This window comes from Mycobacterium shinjukuense, from assembly GCF_010730055.1.
Classification (GTDB): domain Bacteria; phylum Actinomycetota; class Actinomycetes; order Mycobacteriales; family Mycobacteriaceae; genus Mycobacterium; species Mycobacterium shinjukuense.
On record NZ_AP022575.1, the window covers coordinates 2,481,791 to 2,498,118 of the forward strand.

The 16,328-nt window shown below is 66.6% G+C and carries 14 protein-coding genes and 1 pseudogene; 5 read left to right on the plus strand and 10 right to left on the minus strand.

All coding sequences use genetic code 11. The features are described from left to right. Nucleotides 1-55 precede the first annotated feature (55 nt). Nucleotides 56-217: pseudogene (locus G6N20_RS11165) on the minus strand (DUF222 domain-containing protein); the annotation flags it as partial. Between the two features lie 57 nt (nt 218-274). Further along, a complete protein-coding gene (locus tag G6N20_RS11170; protein WP_083046166.1) occupies nt 275-898 on the minus strand; it encodes an Rv2466c family mycothiol-dependent reductase in 624 nt (207 codons plus the stop codon). Between the two features lie 155 nt (nt 899-1,053). On the opposite strand from G6N20_RS11170, the gene pepN reads away from it, so the two are divergent. Further along, entirely contained in the window at nt 1,054-3,657 is a 2,604-nt protein-coding gene (pepN, locus tag G6N20_RS11175; protein ID WP_083046240.1) for an aminopeptidase N, read from the plus strand. 77 nt (nt 3,658-3,734) lie between these two features. Here pepN and G6N20_RS11180 read toward each other — a convergent pair whose 3' ends face one another. From G6N20_RS11180 to G6N20_RS11190, 3 genes are all read right to left on the minus strand, one after another. Next, nucleotides 3,735-4,202 (minus strand): DUF5130 domain-containing protein, encoded by a 468-nt coding sequence (locus G6N20_RS11180; protein WP_083046165.1) that lies wholly within the window; start codon nt 4,200-4,202, stop codon nt 3,735-3,737. After that, nucleotides 4,189-4,422, minus strand: a complete 234-nt coding sequence (ctaJ, locus tag G6N20_RS11185; protein WP_083046239.1) for an aa3-type cytochrome oxidase subunit CtaJ — start codon at nt 4,420-4,422, stop codon at nt 4,189-4,191. Before ctaJ ends, G6N20_RS11180 begins: the two co-directional genes overlap by 14 nt. A gap of 73 nt (nt 4,423-4,495) precedes the next feature. Continuing rightward, on the minus strand, nt 4,496-5,167 hold the full coding sequence (locus G6N20_RS11190) for an HNH endonuclease (protein ID WP_083046164.1): 672 nt from the start codon (nt 5,165-5,167) through the stop codon (nt 4,496-4,498). A 131-nt stretch (nt 5,168-5,298) separates the two neighbouring features. Here G6N20_RS11190 and G6N20_RS11195 point away from each other — a divergent pair, with 131 nt between their 5' ends. From G6N20_RS11195 to G6N20_RS11210, 4 genes are read left to right on the plus strand one after another with little or no spacing between them, the layout of a single operon-like run. Beyond that, nucleotides 5,299-5,691 carry a globin gene (locus G6N20_RS11195; RefSeq protein ID WP_083046238.1) on the plus strand — a complete coding sequence of 131 codons (393 nt, stop codon included), beginning with the start codon at nt 5,299-5,301 and terminating at the stop codon, nt 5,689-5,691. Continuing rightward, nucleotides 5,691-7,316 carry a glycoside hydrolase family 13 protein gene (locus tag G6N20_RS11200; protein WP_142271848.1) on the plus strand — a complete coding sequence of 542 codons (1,626 nt, stop codon included), beginning with the start codon at nt 5,691-5,693 and terminating at the stop codon, nt 7,314-7,316. The genes G6N20_RS11195 and G6N20_RS11200 overlap by 1 nt, the downstream gene beginning before the upstream one ends. A 50-nt stretch (nt 7,317-7,366) precedes the next feature. Continuing rightward, complete coding sequence (locus G6N20_RS11205; protein WP_083046162.1) at nt 7,367-7,600, plus strand: antitoxin; 234 nt, start codon at nt 7,367-7,369, stop codon at nt 7,598-7,600. Continuing rightward, nucleotides 7,600-7,899, plus strand: coding sequence for a type II toxin-antitoxin system PemK/MazF family toxin (locus tag G6N20_RS11210; protein ID WP_083046161.1), 300 nt, complete (start codon nt 7,600-7,602; stop codon nt 7,897-7,899). Before G6N20_RS11205 ends, G6N20_RS11210 begins: the two co-directional genes overlap by 1 nt. 17 nt (nt 7,900-7,916) lie before the next feature. Here G6N20_RS11210 and G6N20_RS11215 read toward each other — a convergent pair whose 3' ends face one another. From G6N20_RS11215 to G6N20_RS11235, 5 genes are all read right to left on the minus strand, one after another. Then, nucleotides 7,917-8,573, minus strand: coding sequence for a hypothetical protein (locus G6N20_RS11215; RefSeq protein WP_083046237.1), 657 nt, complete (start codon nt 8,571-8,573; stop codon nt 7,917-7,919). Beyond that, nucleotides 8,570-8,986 (minus strand): acyl-CoA thioesterase, encoded by a 417-nt coding sequence (locus G6N20_RS11220; protein ID WP_083046160.1) that lies wholly within the window; start codon nt 8,984-8,986, stop codon nt 8,570-8,572. Before G6N20_RS11220 ends, G6N20_RS11215 begins: the two co-directional genes overlap by 4 nt. Then, nucleotides 8,983-13,803, minus strand: a complete 4,821-nt coding sequence (locus G6N20_RS11225; RefSeq protein WP_083046159.1) for an NAD-glutamate dehydrogenase — start codon at nt 13,801-13,803, stop codon at nt 8,983-8,985. The genes G6N20_RS11220 and G6N20_RS11225 overlap by 4 nt, the downstream gene beginning before the upstream one ends. 100 nt (nt 13,804-13,903) lie before the next feature. Further along, nucleotides 13,904-15,580, minus strand: a complete 1,677-nt coding sequence (gene ettA / locus G6N20_RS11230) for an energy-dependent translational throttle protein EttA (protein ID WP_083046158.1) — start codon at nt 15,578-15,580, stop codon at nt 13,904-13,906. Between the two features lie 67 nt (nt 15,581-15,647). Next, a complete protein-coding gene (locus tag G6N20_RS11235) occupies nt 15,648-16,154 on the minus strand; it encodes a single-stranded DNA-binding protein (protein ID WP_083046157.1) in 507 nt (168 codons plus the stop codon). Between the last annotated feature and the right edge of the window lie 174 nt (nt 16,155-16,328).

The window sequence follows — 16,328 nt, forward strand, 5'->3', positions numbered from 1 at the left end:
CGTCACACCTTCCTCATCTGCCCCACGTGTACCCGGTACCGTCGGCATACAAAGTGCCCGCCGCCTGTTGTTTGCCCAGGGTGATGCCGCGCCGGCGGGCCCGGTCCTCATCGCTGTAATTCCCGTCGGGGTTCAGACAATCGGCGAGTTTGTCGGCCAGCCCGACCAGCTGTTCGGGCCGAAACTGGGTGCCCTCCTTGGCCAGCGTGGCCTCCGCACAGACGTTTTCGGTGTTCACGCCGATCAAGACACCGGGCCATCCACGGATCCAGGCTTAGTCGAATTCGGGAGGTTCCGTGCGGGTCCGCTTGAGCTCGAAGAAGTGCGGATAGGCCGCGAAGGTCACCGAGGCGTCCCAGAGTTTGCCGGCCTGCTCGCCGCGCGGAATCTTGGACAGCACCGGGCCGAAGAACGCCACGCCGTTGACGTGGATGGTGGGCGTACCGACGTCGTCTCCGACCGCGTCCATTCCGGCGTGGTGGCTCTTGCGCAGCGCGTCGTCATAGGCGTTGCTGGTTGCGGCCGCGGCCAGCTCTGCGGGCAGTCCGGCGTCGGCCAGGGACAGCTCGATGACCTCGTCGAGGTCCATGTTGCCCTCGTTGTGTATCCGGGTGCCCATCGCGGTGTACAGCGGGTCCAGCACGCCGGGACCGTGGGCCTGTTCGGCCGCGATCGCCACCCGCACCGGTCCCCAGGCCTTGGCCAGGCCTTCGCGGTATTGCTCGGGCAGGTCTTCGCGGTTTTCGTTGAGTATCGCCAGGCTCATCACGTGAAAGTTGACCTCGATGTCGCGAACCTTCTCCACCTCAAGAATCCAGCGTGAGGTGATCCAGCACCACGGACACAGCGGATCGAACCAGAAATCGGCGACAGACTTTTCGGAGGCCGTTGCGGGCATCTGTGGGTCCTCTCGTTGACGGTCACACACCGCAACTGCGGCCGCGCCCGGATTGTTCCCGTCGCGACGACGATCGCCCGAATATCGGCCCCCTGCGGTTGACGACCGCCGCCATGGTCCTCGCTACCCGCGCCGCGGCCGATATGTTGGAGCGCGTGGCACTTCCAAACCTGACTCGCGACCAGGCGATCGAACGCGCAGCCCTGATCACCGTCGACAACTACCAGATCAATCTCGACGTGACCGACGGTAACGGCGCTCCCGGCGAACACACATTCCGGTCGCTCACCACCGTGGTGTTCGACGCGCTCCCCGGGGCCGACACGGTCATCGACATCGCCGCCCACACCGTGCGCAGCGCCACCCTCAACGGCCGCGACCTGGACGTCTCGGGGTATGACGAATCGACCGGGATCCCGCTGCGCGGACTGGCCGCCCGAAACCTCGTCGTGGTTGACGCTGACTGCCGCTACTCCAATACCGGCGAGGGCCTGCATCGCTTCGTCGACCCGGTGGACGGCGAGGTCTACCTGTACTCGCAATTCGAAACCGCCGACGCCAAGCGCATGTTCGCCTGCTTCGACCAACCCGACCTCAAGGCCACCTTCGACGTGCGGGTGACCGCGCCCACGCACTGGAAGGTGGTCTCCAACGGCGCGCCGCTGGCCGTCGTGGCCAGCGATGGGAACAGCGTGCATACCTTCGCCACCACCCCACGGATGAGCACCTATTTGGTGGCGTTGATCGCCGGACCGTACGCGGCGTGGAACGACACCTACAGCGACGACCACGGCGACATCCCGCTGGGCATCTACTGCCGGGCCTCGCTGGCCGACCACCTGGACGCCGAGCGGTTGTTCACCGAAACCAAGCAGGGATTTGCCTTCTACCACAAGCACTTTGGCATGCCGTACGTGTTCGGCAAGTACGACCAGCTGTTCGTCCCCGAGTTCAACGCCGGCGCCATGGAGAACGCCGGTGCGGTGACGTTTCTCGAAGACTACGTCTTCCGCAGCAAGGTCACCCGGGCCTCCTACGAGCGGCGGGCCGAAACGGTGCTGCACGAGATGGCCCACATGTGGTTCGGCGACCTGGTCACCATGACCTGGTGGGACGACCTGTGGCTGAACGAATCGTTCGCAACCTTCGCGTCGGTGCTGTGCCAAAGCGAGGCCACCGAGTACACGCAGGCCTGGACCACGTTTGCCACCGTCGAAAAGTCGTGGGCCTACCGCCAGGACCAGTTGCCGTCGACGCACCCAATCGCCGCCGACATCCCCGACCTGGCCGCCGTCGAGGTGAACTTCGACGGCATCACCTACGCCAAGGGCGCCTCGGTGCTCAAGCAGCTGGTCGCCTACGTCGGACTGGAACACTTCCTGGCCGGGCTGCGTGACTACTTCCGCACCCACGCCTTCGGCAACGCCACGTTCGACGATCTGATCGCCGCGCTGGAGAAGGCGTCCGGCCGCGACCTGTCGAATTGGGGCCAGCAGTGGCTGAAAACGACCGGGCTCAACACGTTGCGACCGGATTTCGAGGTTGATGCGGACGGCAGGTTCACCCGGTTCGCGGTCACCCAGAGCGGGGCGGCGCCAGGTGCGGGTGAGACCCGGGTGCATCGGCTGGCGGTCGGAATCTACGACGACGATGTTTCCGGCGGGTCCGGCAAGCTGGTTCGGGTGCACCGCGAGGAACTCGACGTCGACGGGTCGGTCACCGAAGTGCCTGCACTGGTTGGTGTTTCACGCGGCAAACTGATCCTGGTCAACGATGACGACCTCACCTATTGCTCCCTGCGGCTGGACGAGCGGTCGCTGCAGACCGCGTTGGACCGCATCGCCGACATCGCCGACCCGCTGCCGCGCACGCTGGTGTGGTCGGCGGCCTGGGAGATGACCCGCGAAGCCGAACTGCGCGCGCGCGACTTCGTGGCCTTGGTGTCGGCCGGGGTGCATGCCGAAACCGAAGTCGCGGTGTTGCAGCGGTTGCTGCTGCAGGCGCAGACGGCGCTGGGGTCTTATGCCGAGCCCGGCTGGGCCCGCGAGCACGGCTGGCCGCGGTATGCCGACCGGCTGCTGGAATTGGCGCGCGACGCCCGGCCCGGATCGGATCGCCAGCTCGCCTTCGTCAACACGCTGTGTTCGTCGGTGTTGTCGCCGCGGCACGTCGACACGTTGGCGGCGCTGCTCGACGGTGACCCGGCCGAGCTGGGATTGGCAGGCCTGACGGTCGACACCGACCTGCGCTGGCGCATCGTGACCGCGCTGGCGACCGCCGGGGCCGTCGACGCCGACGGGCCCGACACCCCAAGGATCGACGCCGAGGTACGACGGGACCCGACCGCGGCCGGCCAGCGGCACGGCGCCCAGGCCAGCGCGGCACGTCCGCAATTCGCGGTCAAGGACAAGGCGTTTACGACGGTGGTCGAGGACGACACCCTGGCCAATGCCGTCGGGCGCGCGATCATCGCCGGCATTGCCGCGCCGGGGCAGGGTGAGCTGCTCAAGCCTTTTACCGCGCGCTACTTCGAGGCGATCCCGGGAGTCTGGGCGCGCCGGTCCAGCGAAGTCGCCCAGTCGGTGGTGGTGGGCCTGTACCCCTCCTGGGATATCAGCGAGGAGGGCATCGCGGCCGCCGACGCCTTCTTGGCCGCCCCGGAGTCGGCGGTGCCCCCGCCGCTGCGCCGACTCGTGCTGGAGGGCCAAGCCGGGGTGCAGCGGGCGCTTAAGGCCCGTCGGTTCGACGCCGAGACTTAAGTGGTCCCCGAGCGTCCATGTCGGTACGGCGACACGCCGCCTCGGGCGTGCGGTTGCGGACCCTCGCGGTCAGGAACCTAGGCCGGTGAGATTCCCGCGCTGAGGACACGGATCGCGCTGATCAACCCGCCGATCAGCTCACCCTGCTCGAACGCCGACGACGCGGCCGCGACCCCGAGCGGAGCGGCCGACTCGGCGCCGCGACCTCGCAGCTTCGAGCCGTAGACCACCTCGATGGCGCACTGGTTGGGTGAGACCGCTATCAGCACCGCGTGATCCGGCGTCGGCACCTTGGCAAGGATCTCTCGGGCCTTAGCTGCGGTGTCACCGCCCAGGTCGCCGAGGTAGACGGCGAACCTCGCGTTAGACGCCCGCGAGCTGTATGTCAACGCGTCGTCCAGGGCGACGAGGTCTTTGATCGGGAACGGGTAGTGCACCGACAGTTCCCCGGGCTCGGTGACGCCGGAGAGGCGTCCACTGGAGGTCAGCGCCCAGCCTTTCGGGAGCTCGGTAGGCTCAATCGTTGCGACGTCACCAAGTGCCACTGGCGCCACCTCCCACGGTGAACTGCGCGTCATGCCCGCCATGGGAGCCGTGGGAGTCGCCCACCACCTCGTCGGTGGCGGCCCACAGGATCGGTGGATGCGTCCACTTCTCCGATAATTGGTAGGTCGCCGGGTGCGGACCCTTGCGGGTAAAGATCGCCAACCCCAACACGACCACCAGCAACAACGGGATTCCGACAAAGAACAGGTGAATCTCCAACGCGGTCACGACCCAAACCGTATCCCACCGGAGGTGCTATCGGTGCACCCAGGACCCGATTGGGCAAACAACCCTAGGCCGCGCCTTCGCCGAGATAGCGGGCCCACGCCGGATCGAGTTCGTTGACCGTGGACAGCAGTCGCCAGTGCTGTCCGGTGGGCGCCAGCGGCGCGCGGCGCAGCGCCCAGCCCAGTTCGGTGAGCAGCTTGTCGCCCTTGCGGTGGTTGCACGTCGAGCAGCACGCCACGCAGTTCTCCCAGGAGTGGTCACCGCCGCGGCTTCGCGGCACCACGTGGTCGACGGTATCGGCCCTGCCGCCGCAATAAGCACAGCAGAACCGGTCGCGGTGCATCAGCGCGGCGCGGGTCATCGGCACCCGGGCCCGGTAGGGAACCCGGACATAGGACCGCAGCTGGATCACCGACGGCACCACGATCGAGCTGGTCGCCGAGTGGATGACCGGCCCGGTCGGGTCGTCGTGCACGACGTCGGCCTTACCGCAGACCACCATGACGATCGCTCGCCGCATCGGCAGCGCGGTCAGCGGCTCATAGGTGGAATTCAGCAGCAGCACCCGTTTGCGATTCCAGATCGAGGCGAATTCGTGGCGGTTGGGCGGATGGGTGTCGACACCCGGGGCGGGTCGGTGGGAGTGGACAACACCGTGCAGGCATGACGCGGGTCCCGTACCGCCTGCCGCGGCACCGAAACTGTGGTGGCCGCCGCGCTTCTTGCGCTGTGCCATAAAACCTCCGCGCAACAGTCCACCATGATTTGCTGCCGACCGCACGCCAAATCGCCGTTGCTTGCCTGGTCCGGCCGGGTGCACAGCGGGGCTGACCACGCTGCGGCAACAATTGGACCACAATGGAGGGGATGGAGCAGAAGCCAGAGACGTTCTACGACGCTATCGGCGGCGCCAAGACCTTCGACGCGATCGTGTCACGGTTTTACGCGCAGGTCGCCGAGGACGAGATACTGCGTCAGCTGTACCCCGAAGAAGATCTGTCGGATGCCGAGGAGCGCTTGCGGATGTTCCTCGAGCAGTATTGGGGCGGCCCGCGAACCTACTCCGAACAGCGTGGCCATCCGAGGCTGCGGATGCGACACGCACCGTTTCGGATCACGCCCCTGGAGCGCGACGCCTGGTTGCGCTGCATGCACACCGCGGTGGCGTCCATCGACTCGCAAATCCTCGACGACGAGCACCGTCGCCAGCTGCTCGACTACCTGGAAATGGCGGCCCACTCGCTGGTTAACTCGTTGTGATGCCCGCCCAGCGCAGTGAGCCGTGGCCGATGGGCCCCGGCTCCCCTCGCGCACGCGCTCGTCGACCGGAGCCGTGGTGGTCGGATGCGGTTTTCTATCAGGTGTATCCGAGGTCATTCGCCGACAGCAACGGTGACGGGGTCGGCGACCTCGACGGAATCACGGGCCGGCTGCGGTACCTGGAAGCGCTCGGTGTTGACGCCATCTGGATCAACCCCGTCACCGTCTCGCCGATGGCCGACCATGGCTACGACGTCGCCAACCCCCGCGACATCGACCCACTGTTCGGGGGGATGTCGGCGTTCGATCGGCTGATCGCCGCGGCGCACCGGCGGGGGATCAAGGTCACCATGGACGTGGTGCCCAACCACACCAGTTCGGCGCATCCGTGGTTTCAGGCGGCGCTCATCGATGGTCCCGGCGGCGCGGCACGGGATCGCTATTTTTTTCGTGACGGCCGCGGCACCGGAGGGGCGCTGCCACCGAACAACTGGGAGTCGGTGTTCGGCGGGCCGGCCTGGACACGAGTGGTGGAACCGGACGGCACCCTTGGCCAGTGGTATCTGCACCTATTCGACACCGAACAGCCCGATCTGAACTGGGACCATCCCGAAGTTTTCGACGACTTCGAAAAGACGCTGCGGTTCTGGCTGGAACGCGGCGTGGACGGCTTCCGCATCGACGTGGCGCACGGGATGGCCAAGCCGCCGGGCCTGCCGGATGCCCGCGGCGCAACCGGGGTGTTGCGCCACACCGATGATGACCCACGCTTCAACCGGCCGCAGGTGCACGCGATCCACCGCGACATCCGCGCGGTCGTCGACGACTATCCCGGTGCGGTCACCATCGGCGAGGTGTGGGTGCGCGACAACGCCCGTTGGGCCGAGTACGTGCGGCCCGACGAACTGCACCTGGGATTTAATTTCCGGCTGGCACGGGCCGAATTCAGCGCCACCGCCATTCACGACGCGGTGCACAACTCGCTGCGGGCCGCGGCGCTGGCCGGCGCCACCCCGACCTGGACACTGGCCAACCACGATGTGGGCCGGGAGGTCACCCGGTACGGCGGCGGCGAGCTCGGGCTGCGCCGGGCGCGGGCCATGGCGATGGTGATGCTGGGCCTGCCGGGCGCGGTGTTCCTCTACAACGGGCAGGAGCTGGGCTTGCCGGATGTGGACCTGCCCGACGAGGTGCTGCAGGACCCGACATGGAAACGCTCGGGGTATACCGAACGCGGCCGCGACCGGTGCCGGGTTCCGATCCCGTGGTCGGGCGAGGGCCCGCCGTTCGGGTTCTCGACCAGTGCCGAAACCTGGTTGCCGATGCCGGCGGATTGGGCGGGGCTGACCGTCGAAAAGCAGCGCGCCGATGGTGGCTCGACCTTGTCGTTTTTTCGGCGCGCCCTCCAATTGCGCAGCGGGCGTGCCGAATTTGACGGCGACGACATCGAGTGGCTCACCGCGCCGCGCACCGCCGTGATATTCCGCCGTCCCGGCGGGCTGGTGTGCGCACTCAACGCCGGTAAGCGCCCGCTGGCGCTGCCGGACGGCGAACTCATCCTTGCCAGCACAGCGTCGGTGGACGGCCAATTGCCGCCCGACTCCGCGGCCTGGCTGGCCACCTAGACATCCCAGGGCAAACGAGACACTGCATCCCAAGATGGTACCGTTTTGGTATGAGCCTTCAGATCGCCGTGCGGCTACCCGAGGATGTCGTCGCCTTCATCGATCGCGAGGTCAGCGAGGACCGGGCACCCAGCCGCGCCGCGGTCGTATTGCGAGCCCTCGAACGCGAACGGCGCCGCCAAATCGCCGCCCGCGACGCCGCGATTCTCGCCGTCACCGAACCCGATCGCGACCTCGACAAACTCGCCGAACACGTCGCGAAGCTAGCCGTTGACATCGATTGATGCGGCCCATCCAGCTGGCTCATCTCGACAAGACCCGGCCCGTCGTGATCCTGACCCGCGAACTCGTCAGACCTCACCTCGCCCGGGTAACCGTGGCACCCATCACCGGCACCATTCGCGGTCTGTCCACCGAGGTCATTGTCGGTCCAGCCAATGGGCTGCAGCAGACTTCGGTAATCAGCTGCGACAACATCGCTACCATTCCAACCAGTGCGTTGGGACGCCAGCTCGGCTATCTGCTACCCGATCAGGAACCGGCCCTCTCGCAAGCGATCCGCGCGGCATTCGACCTCGAGTAGCGCGGCCACAAAACCGTTCACCGCAGCACCAGCGCCGGATCGCCGCGCCGCCGGTACACCGAGCCGAACCGGGCGTCCAGACGCAACCACGCCGGCCGAACCCGGATCCGGATCATTTCGCCGGCGCCGATCGGTGACTGCGGCAGGAAACCCATTGCGGTCAAAGCGAACACGCAGCGCATGGGTAGCCCGACTGCCACGTCGGCCGAGCTGACCTGGATGACCTCCTGGTCGAGCAGCGACACCGGCGGGCCGTGGGAGCTGCCGTGCTCCTTGGCCAATCGCGCTCCGCGCTGCGCCAGCTCCAGCATCACCCGGGCCGGCACGTCATCGACGTGAGCGAATCCGGAGTCTGGGGGCAACGCGCCCCGCCACGCCGAGTCCATCGGGTAGCCGGGATCGACGTAGCCCGACGTGTCCATCGCGGCCAGACCGTCGGCCAATCCGTCCGCGCCGACGGACAAGTCCTCGGGCCGCACCGTGCCCGCCACCACCCGGCTGGCCAGCACGTCGAATCCCGTTGCCACCCAGGCCGCCACCAAACCCGACGATCGCGCGCGGAGCCGGATCACCGCGGCATCGTCGAGCCGCTTCGCATGCCGCACGAACGTGGCCAGATCCGCTCGCTCGGCCGGGTCGCTCAGCCACAGTCCGCGCTCGGCTCCCCCCGCTATTGCCGGAGCCACCGCTGAAGGTACTCCCGATGGTGTGCCGACAGGCGCAGCAGCCGCTGCTCCTCGATATGGAATGCGGCCAGCTGCGACTCGGCGATCACGGCCGGCCGCGATTCCGGCTCCGCGTTGACCGACCGCACCTGGTAGCCCAGCGTGAAATCGACCGCCCGCAGCCGCTTCACCCAGATCGTCACCTGCAGCGGCGAATCGGACAGCCGCAGCTGACCCTTGTAGGTGACGCGGACATCGGCGATCAGCAGCCCGACCGTGGTGATGTCGGCGCCGAACGCGTCCCTGAGAAACGGGACACGTGCCTCTTCCAGGATGGTGACCATGGTCGCGTGGTTGATGTGCTGGTACATGTCGATGTCAGACCAGCGCACCGGCACCGGCACGACGAACCCGACGCTCACCCCGAAGATCCCCGTCCGCTGGTGCGCGTCATCCGGCGGATCTGGCGCGCCGCCACCGACAGCGTGGCCAGATCCTTGGCTCCGCTTGCGCGGATCTCGTCGAGCGTTCGACGTGCCCGCTCCACCCGGGAGGCACTGATGTGTTCCCACTCGGCGATCTTCTGTTCGCCGCTCTCATCGGGCTCCCCCACGGCCAGCACGTCCAAGCACAGTGACCGCAGCGACGCGTAGATGTCATCACGAATCGCCAACCGCGCCAACGCTTGCCAGCGGTCGTTCCGGGGCAGCTGCGACACCGCCGTCAGCAGGCTATCGGTGCCCAGCCGGTCCATCAGGGCGAAATAGGTGTCGGCGACTTCGGCGGTGTCGATCTCGGTGATGTCAGCGATGTCGATGATGTCGAGCAGGCTGTAGCGATACAGGCCGACCGCGACCCGGTAGGCCAGGTCTTCGGGTGCACCCAATGACACGAATTCCGCGGCTTCCTTTTCCACGATCGCCTTGTCGTCCCCGCGCAACCACTCCGACATGCGCGGCGTCATGGCCTTCACCTTCGCGGCGAAGCGGTTGACCTCGGCGCCGACGGCCAACGGCTGGGGACGGTAGTTGAGCAGCCAGCGTCCGGCGCGGTCGATCAGCCGGCGGGTGTCCAGCGTCAGCCGGTCCGACAGGGCCACGGGAAGGTTGGCCGCACGGATCCGCCGCCAGATGTGGTTGACCCCGAAGATGGCATCGGTGGCGACGTAGGTGCGCACCGCGTCGATCGGCGCCACGCCGACATCCTCGGTGATGCGGAAGGCGTAGGTGATGCCGGCCGTGTCCACCAGATCGTTGATCAGCATGGTGGTCACGATCTCGCGACGCAGCTGGTGGGCGCGGATCTCCGGGGTGAACCGGTCCCGCAGCGGCTTCGGGAAGTATTGGGGGAGCCTGGATGCGAAGACGTCTTGGTCGGGCAGCTCGGTTTTCAACACTTCCTCTTTGAGCGCCAGCTTGACGTGCGCCATCAACGTGGCCAGCTCGGGTGAGGTGAGCCCGATGCCCGCCTCGGAGCGGCGGGCAATCTCCTTCTCCGACGGCAGCGCTTCCAATTCCCGGTTGATCCCGCGGGCGGCCACCAGGTACTTGATCTGATCGGCATGCACCGGCAACAGGCTGGCCGCGTTGGCACGGCTGGTACCCATCAAGTCGTTCTGGTCCTCATTGTCGGTGAGCACCAGCCGGGCGACCTCGTCGGTCATCGACTCCAGCAGCTGCTTGCGTTCCTCCGCCTTGACCTTGCCGGCGGTGACCAGCGAGTCGATCAGGATCTTGATGTTGACCTCGTGGTCGGAGCAGTCCACGCCGGCCGAGTTGTCCATCGCGTCGGTGTTGATCCGACCCCCCGACAGATCGAATTCGACCCGGCCCAAGGCGGTCACCCCGAGATTGCCGCCTTCGCCGATGACCTTGGCGCGCACCTGATTCGCGTTGACCCGCACCGGATCGTTGGCACGGTCACCGACGTCGGCATCGGACTCCGATTCGGCCTTGATGTAGGTGCCGATGCCGCCGTTGAACAGCAGATCCACCGGCGCCTGCAGAATCGCCCGAATCAGGTTGGGCGGGGCCAGTTCCGCGACGTCAGTGTCGATGCCGAGCGCGGCACGGACCTGCGCGCTGATCGGGATGGCCTTCTGCTCGCGGCTGTACACCCCGCCGCCCTCGCTGATCAGCGACTTGTCGTAGTCGTCCCAGCTGGACCGCGGCAGGTCGAACATCCGGCGGCGTTCCGCCCAGGAAACCGCGGCATCGGGGTTTGGGTCCAGGAAGACATGCCGGTGATCGAAGGCGGCGATCAGCCTGATGTGCGTGCTCAACAGCATGCCGTTGCCGAACACGTCGCCGCTCATGTCGCCAATACCCACGACGGTGAAATCCTGCGTCTGGGTGTCCACCCCGATCTCCCGGAAGTGTCGTTTGACGGCCTCCCACGCGCCCCTGGCGGTGATGCCCATGGCCTTGTGGTCGTAGCCCACCGACCCGCCGGACGCGAACGCATCGCCCAGCCAGAACCCGTAGGACTGGGCGACGTCGTTGGCGATGTCGGAGAACGTGGCGGTGCCTTTGTCCGCGGCCACCACCAGGTAGGCGTCGTCGCCGTCCCGCCGGACCACCTCCGGCGGCGGGTTGACTTTGCCGGTCGCATGGTCGACGTTGTCGGTGACGTCAAGCAACCCGGAGATGAACAGTTGGTAGCAGGCGACGCCTTCGGCGCGGGCGGCGTCGCGGTCGGCGAGCGCGTCGCCGGTGGGCAGCGGCGGCCGCTTGACGACGAACCCGCCCTTGGCCCCCACCGGCACGATGACGGCGTTCTTCACCGCTTGCGCCTTGACCAGACCGAGGATCTCGGTGCGGAAATCGTCGCGGCGGTCCGACCAGCGCAGGCCGCCACGCGCGACCGGACCGAATCTCAGGTGCACACCTTCGACCCGCGGTGAGTACACGAAGATCTCAAACTTGGGTCGTGGCAACGGCAGCTCGTCGATCAGCTGGGCATTGAGTTTCAGTGCGAGCGCGTCCTTGCTGCGGGCCGAACCGTCGCGGGTCACAAAATAGTTGGTCCGCAAGGTGGCTTGCACCAGTGACGCGAATGCCCTCAGGATGCGGTCGGTGTCCAGGCTCACCAGCGCGTCGATGTCGGCAGCAACCGCGGCCGCGGCCGCTTGCGCATCGCGCCGCGCCGGTGAACCCGTGGGCCTGGGATCGAAAAGCGCCTCGAACAAGGCAACCAGTGACCGCGCGGTGGACGCATGCTCGTTGAGCACCGATTCGATGTAGGACTGGCTGTAGGGAAAATTCGCCTGCCGCAAATACTTCGCGTAGGCGCGCAGCAACACCACCTGCTGCCAGGTCAGCCCCGCGCGCAGCACCAGCTCGTTGAACCGGTCGATCTCGACGCGTCCCTGCCAGATCGCGGTCAGCGCGTCGGCGAATCGGGTTGCGGTCGCGTCCCGCTCGGGACCGGCCGGCGGTAGCGCAATTGTGGGGTGCGGCGAGATCTTGAACTGGTAGATCGACACCGGCAATCCGTCGGGGCGGGTCACGGTGAACGGGCGCTCCTCGAGCACCACCACGCCCATGCTTTGCAGCATCGGGAGCAACTGGCTCAACGATGCGCTCCGGCCACCGAGATACCAGGTCAACTTGGCGACCCTGCCCTCGTCGCGTTCGGAGAGCACCAGCTTGACAGAATCGTCGCTCAGCTGGTTGATACTGGCGATGTCGTTGATGGCATCGGTGGGGGTTACCACCTGCTTATAGGCCTCGGAGAACGCCGTCGCGTAGTGCTCGGCGTCGGCATACCCGACGGAGCCGGTGCCCGCGGCGCTGATCAGCCGGTCGGACCAGGTTCGCGCGGCTTCGCTCAGCAAAGCTTGAATTCGGACCCGGTTGGCTTCGGAGACGTCGACCGAACCAGGCGCGGAATCTTCGGGCAAGCGAACCATGAAATGCATGAGTGCCCAAGGTGATTCACTGACGCGGGCGGTGAATTCCAGTCGGGTACCACCGAATTCACGGACCAGGATGTCCTCGATCTGCAAACGCACCGCGGTGGTGTAGCGATCGCGGGGCACATAGACCAGGCAAGAAACGAAAAATTGCAGCCGGTCCGCGCGCAGGAACAACAGTGCGCGTCGTTGCGATCCCAGATCCAGCACGGCTTTGGCCATGGTCAACAGCCGTTCGGCGCTGAGGGTGAACAGCTCCGGGCGCGGAACGGTCTGGATGACGTCGAGCAGGAGCTGGCCCGGGTGGCTAGGGTCGCTGCCGGCCAGGGCGAGCGCTTCGCGAACCCGGGGCGAAACCGTGGGGATTTCCAGGACGTCGGCGTTCATGGCAGCGACCGTGAAGAGCCCGACGAAGCGGTGCTCGACAACGCTGTCACCGTCCACGTATTCGCGGATCGCGATCGCATACGGGTACGCGCCGTACCGGAGGTAGCTGCCAACGCGCGCTTGGGCCAGCACCAGCAGTTTGCTGTCGTCGGTGAGCCGGGGACGGGAACCGGTACGGCCGCGCAGCACGCCCAGGCCGCTGGAGCCCTCGCCGATGACCTGCCCGTCGTCCACCCGGCAGGGCTGGTAGCCCAGCAGCAGGAAGTTCCCATCCCCTAACCAGCGCAGCAGGGCCGCAACCTCCTGGCGGTCCGGAGCGCGGTAGTGGCCTTCGGGGTCGCTGTCGACGACCTCGGCCAGCTCGCTCAGTGTGGTGATCATCGCCGCCGCGTCGGTGGCGACCCGCTGCACATCCGCCAGGACCTTGGGCAGCAGCCGTTCCACCTCGGCGAGGGCTTTGCGATCAACCGAGGGCGACAGCTGGACGTGTATCCAGGCCTCGCCGGCGTATGGCGACCTGTCGTCCGCTTTCGGTTCGACGCGCAACAGGTCTCCGGTCGAGCCGCGCCTCACCTCGAAGACCGGGGTCATCATCGCGGTGTAGCCAACCCCCAGCCGGTGCAGCAGCACCGTGACGGAATCCATCAGCATGTTGCCGTGTTCGGCGACCACCTGCAGCGCCGGCCCGAAACCCGCGGGATCGTCTGCCGAATAGACCGCCACGCGGCTTTCGCCGGCGGGACGGTGCTGACCAAGTCGACAATGTGCACCCAGCAGCGCCGGCGTTATCAGCGACGCCGCCGAATCTGGTGTTTCGTCGTCGCGCGGTCCACGCCAGCTGTCCGCGTACGCCTTGCAGACCCAGCCGGGAATACCCTCGGTGTCGGTGAACGTGGTCCACGCCTGAACATCCTGCTTGGCTCCGCGATCGATCGTCATGCCGATTGCTCCCAACTCACGGCAGGTACCACTAGCCCGGCTCGCCCCGCTGTGCGGCGGCGGTGGCGGCCGCATCGTCGAGGGGCGCTGCCAGCTGACATTAGTCGCGAGTCAGCTTGCGGTGGGTCACGCGGTGCGGGCGGGCGGCTTCGACGCCGAGCCGTTCCACCTTGTTCTCCTCGTAGGCGCCGAAGTTGCCCTCGAACCAAAACCATTTGGCCTCGTTGTCCTCGTCGCCTTCCCACGCCAGGATGTGTGTGCACGTCCGGTCGAGGAACCAGCGATCGTGCGAAATCACCACCGCACAGCCGGGGAAGTTCACCAGCGCGTTCTCCAGCGATCCCAGGGTCTCCACGTCGAGGTCGTTGGTCGGCTCGTCCAGCAGGATCAGGTTGCCGCCCTGCTTGAGCGTGAGCGCCAGGTTCAGCCGGTTGCGTTCGCCGCCGGACAACACGCCAGCGGGCTTCTGCTGGTCGGGCCCCTTGAACCCAAACGCCGACACGTAGGCCCGCGACGGCACTTCGGTCTGCCCGACCTGGATGTAGTCCAGCCCGTCGGAAACGACCTCCCATACGGTCCGTGTCGGGTCGATCCCGGCGCGGGCCTGGTCCACATAGCTCAGCTTGACGGTCTCGCCGATCTTGACGGTGCCGCTGTCGGGCTCCTCCAGCCCGACGATGGTCTTGAACAGCGTGGTCTTGCCGACCCCGTTGGGTCCGATGACACCGACGATACCGTTGCGGGGCAGGGTGAAGGACAGATCCTTGATCAGGGTGCGTCCGTTGAAGCCCTTGTCGAGGTGAGACACCTCGACCACCACGGAGCCCAGTCGGGGACCGACCGGGATCTGGATCTCCTCGAAGTCGAGCTTGCGGGTCTGTTCCGCCTCGGCCGCCATTTCCTCATAGCGCTGCAGCCGCGCCTTGCTCTTGGCCTGGCGTGCCTTGGGCCCGGATCGGACCCATGCAAGCTCGTCCTGCAGCCGTTTCCGCAGCTTGGCGTCCTTGCGGCCCTGCACCGCCAGCCGCTCGGCCTTCTTCTCCAGATACGTCGAGTAGTTGCCTTCGTAGGGATACGCGCGGCCGCGATCCAACTCCAGGATCCACTCGGCGACGTTGTCCAGGAAATAGCGGTCGTGGGTGACCGCCAGGATCGCGCCGCGATAGCTAGCCAGATGCTGTTCGAGCCACTGCACGCTTTCCGCGTCCAGGTGGTTGGTCGGCTCGTCGAGCAGCAGCAGGTCGGGTTTGGACAGCAACAGCTTGCAGAGCGCGACACGGCGACGTTCGCCTCCGGAGAGGTTGGTGACCGGCTCCTCGGGCGGTGGGCAACGCAACGCATCCATCGCCTGCTCCAACTGGGAGTCGAGGTCCCAGGCGTCGGCGTGGTCGAGTTCCTCTTGCAGCCGGCCCATCTCCTCCATCAACTCGTCGGAGTAGTCGGTGGCCATCAACTCGGCGATCTCGTTGAACCGGTCGAGCTTGACCTTGATGTCGCCCAGGCCCTCTTCCACGTTGCCACGGACCGTTTTCCCTTCGTTCAGCGGCGGCTCCTGTTGCAGGATGCCGACGGTGGCGCCGGTGGCCAGGAACGCGTCGCCATTGTTCGGCTTGTCCAGGCCGGCCATGATCCGCAAGACGCTCGACTTACCGGCCCCATTCGGGCCGACGACACCGATCTTGGCGCCGGGAAAGAAGCTCAACGTGACGTCGTCGAGGATCACCTTGTCGCCGTGCGCCTTGCGGACCTTCTTCATCGTGTAGATGAACTCAGCCATGCCGCGATATCGCCTTTCTGGTTTCCCGGAATGCCCCGCGGCCCATCCTAGGCACCGCCCAACGGGGCTAGGCCGAGAGCGGCAACGCGTGCTCGCCGGCAACGACCTCACCGGCGGCGGCATCGAGAACCCGGTCGACCCCGGACCCGCAGTCCTCGTCGGCACCAGCGACCGCGGTGGTTGCGCCGGCGGCGACCTCATCGCCGCTCGGGCCGGTGTAGGCCGGTTTCTCGATGCGCACGAACACCCGCGACAAATCCGGCCCTACCGCCGTCGCCCGCAACTCCAGCGACGAACGGCGATTGCCATCGCGGTCCTCGTACTCGCTGGTGTACACGTGGCCCACCGCGATCACCGGCGCGCCCTTGGCCAACGCCGCGCCCACACCGGTGACCAGCCTGCCCCAGCAGTTGACGGTGACGAACAACGAGTTTCCCGACTCCCATCCGCCGTCGGCGGTGCGTCGACGCGAATTGCTGGCTACCCGGAACTTGATCACCTCTTGGTCCCCCACCTTTCGGCGTTGGGGGTCGTTGACGATATGACCGACGACGGTCAGCGGCGTTTCAAACATGTGTGCAGTCCTTTCGTAGTTGCTGCGCCAGTCTTTGTTGCTGGCCGCAATTCACCTCGACGGCACCGACAACTGCCCGACGAGCCGGTCGCCGCACCAGCAACTTGTGGGTAAGGCCATGACTGTGGATAAGTCGGAGCAGACTCGACCCGCCGAAACCGACTCTTGATCAGA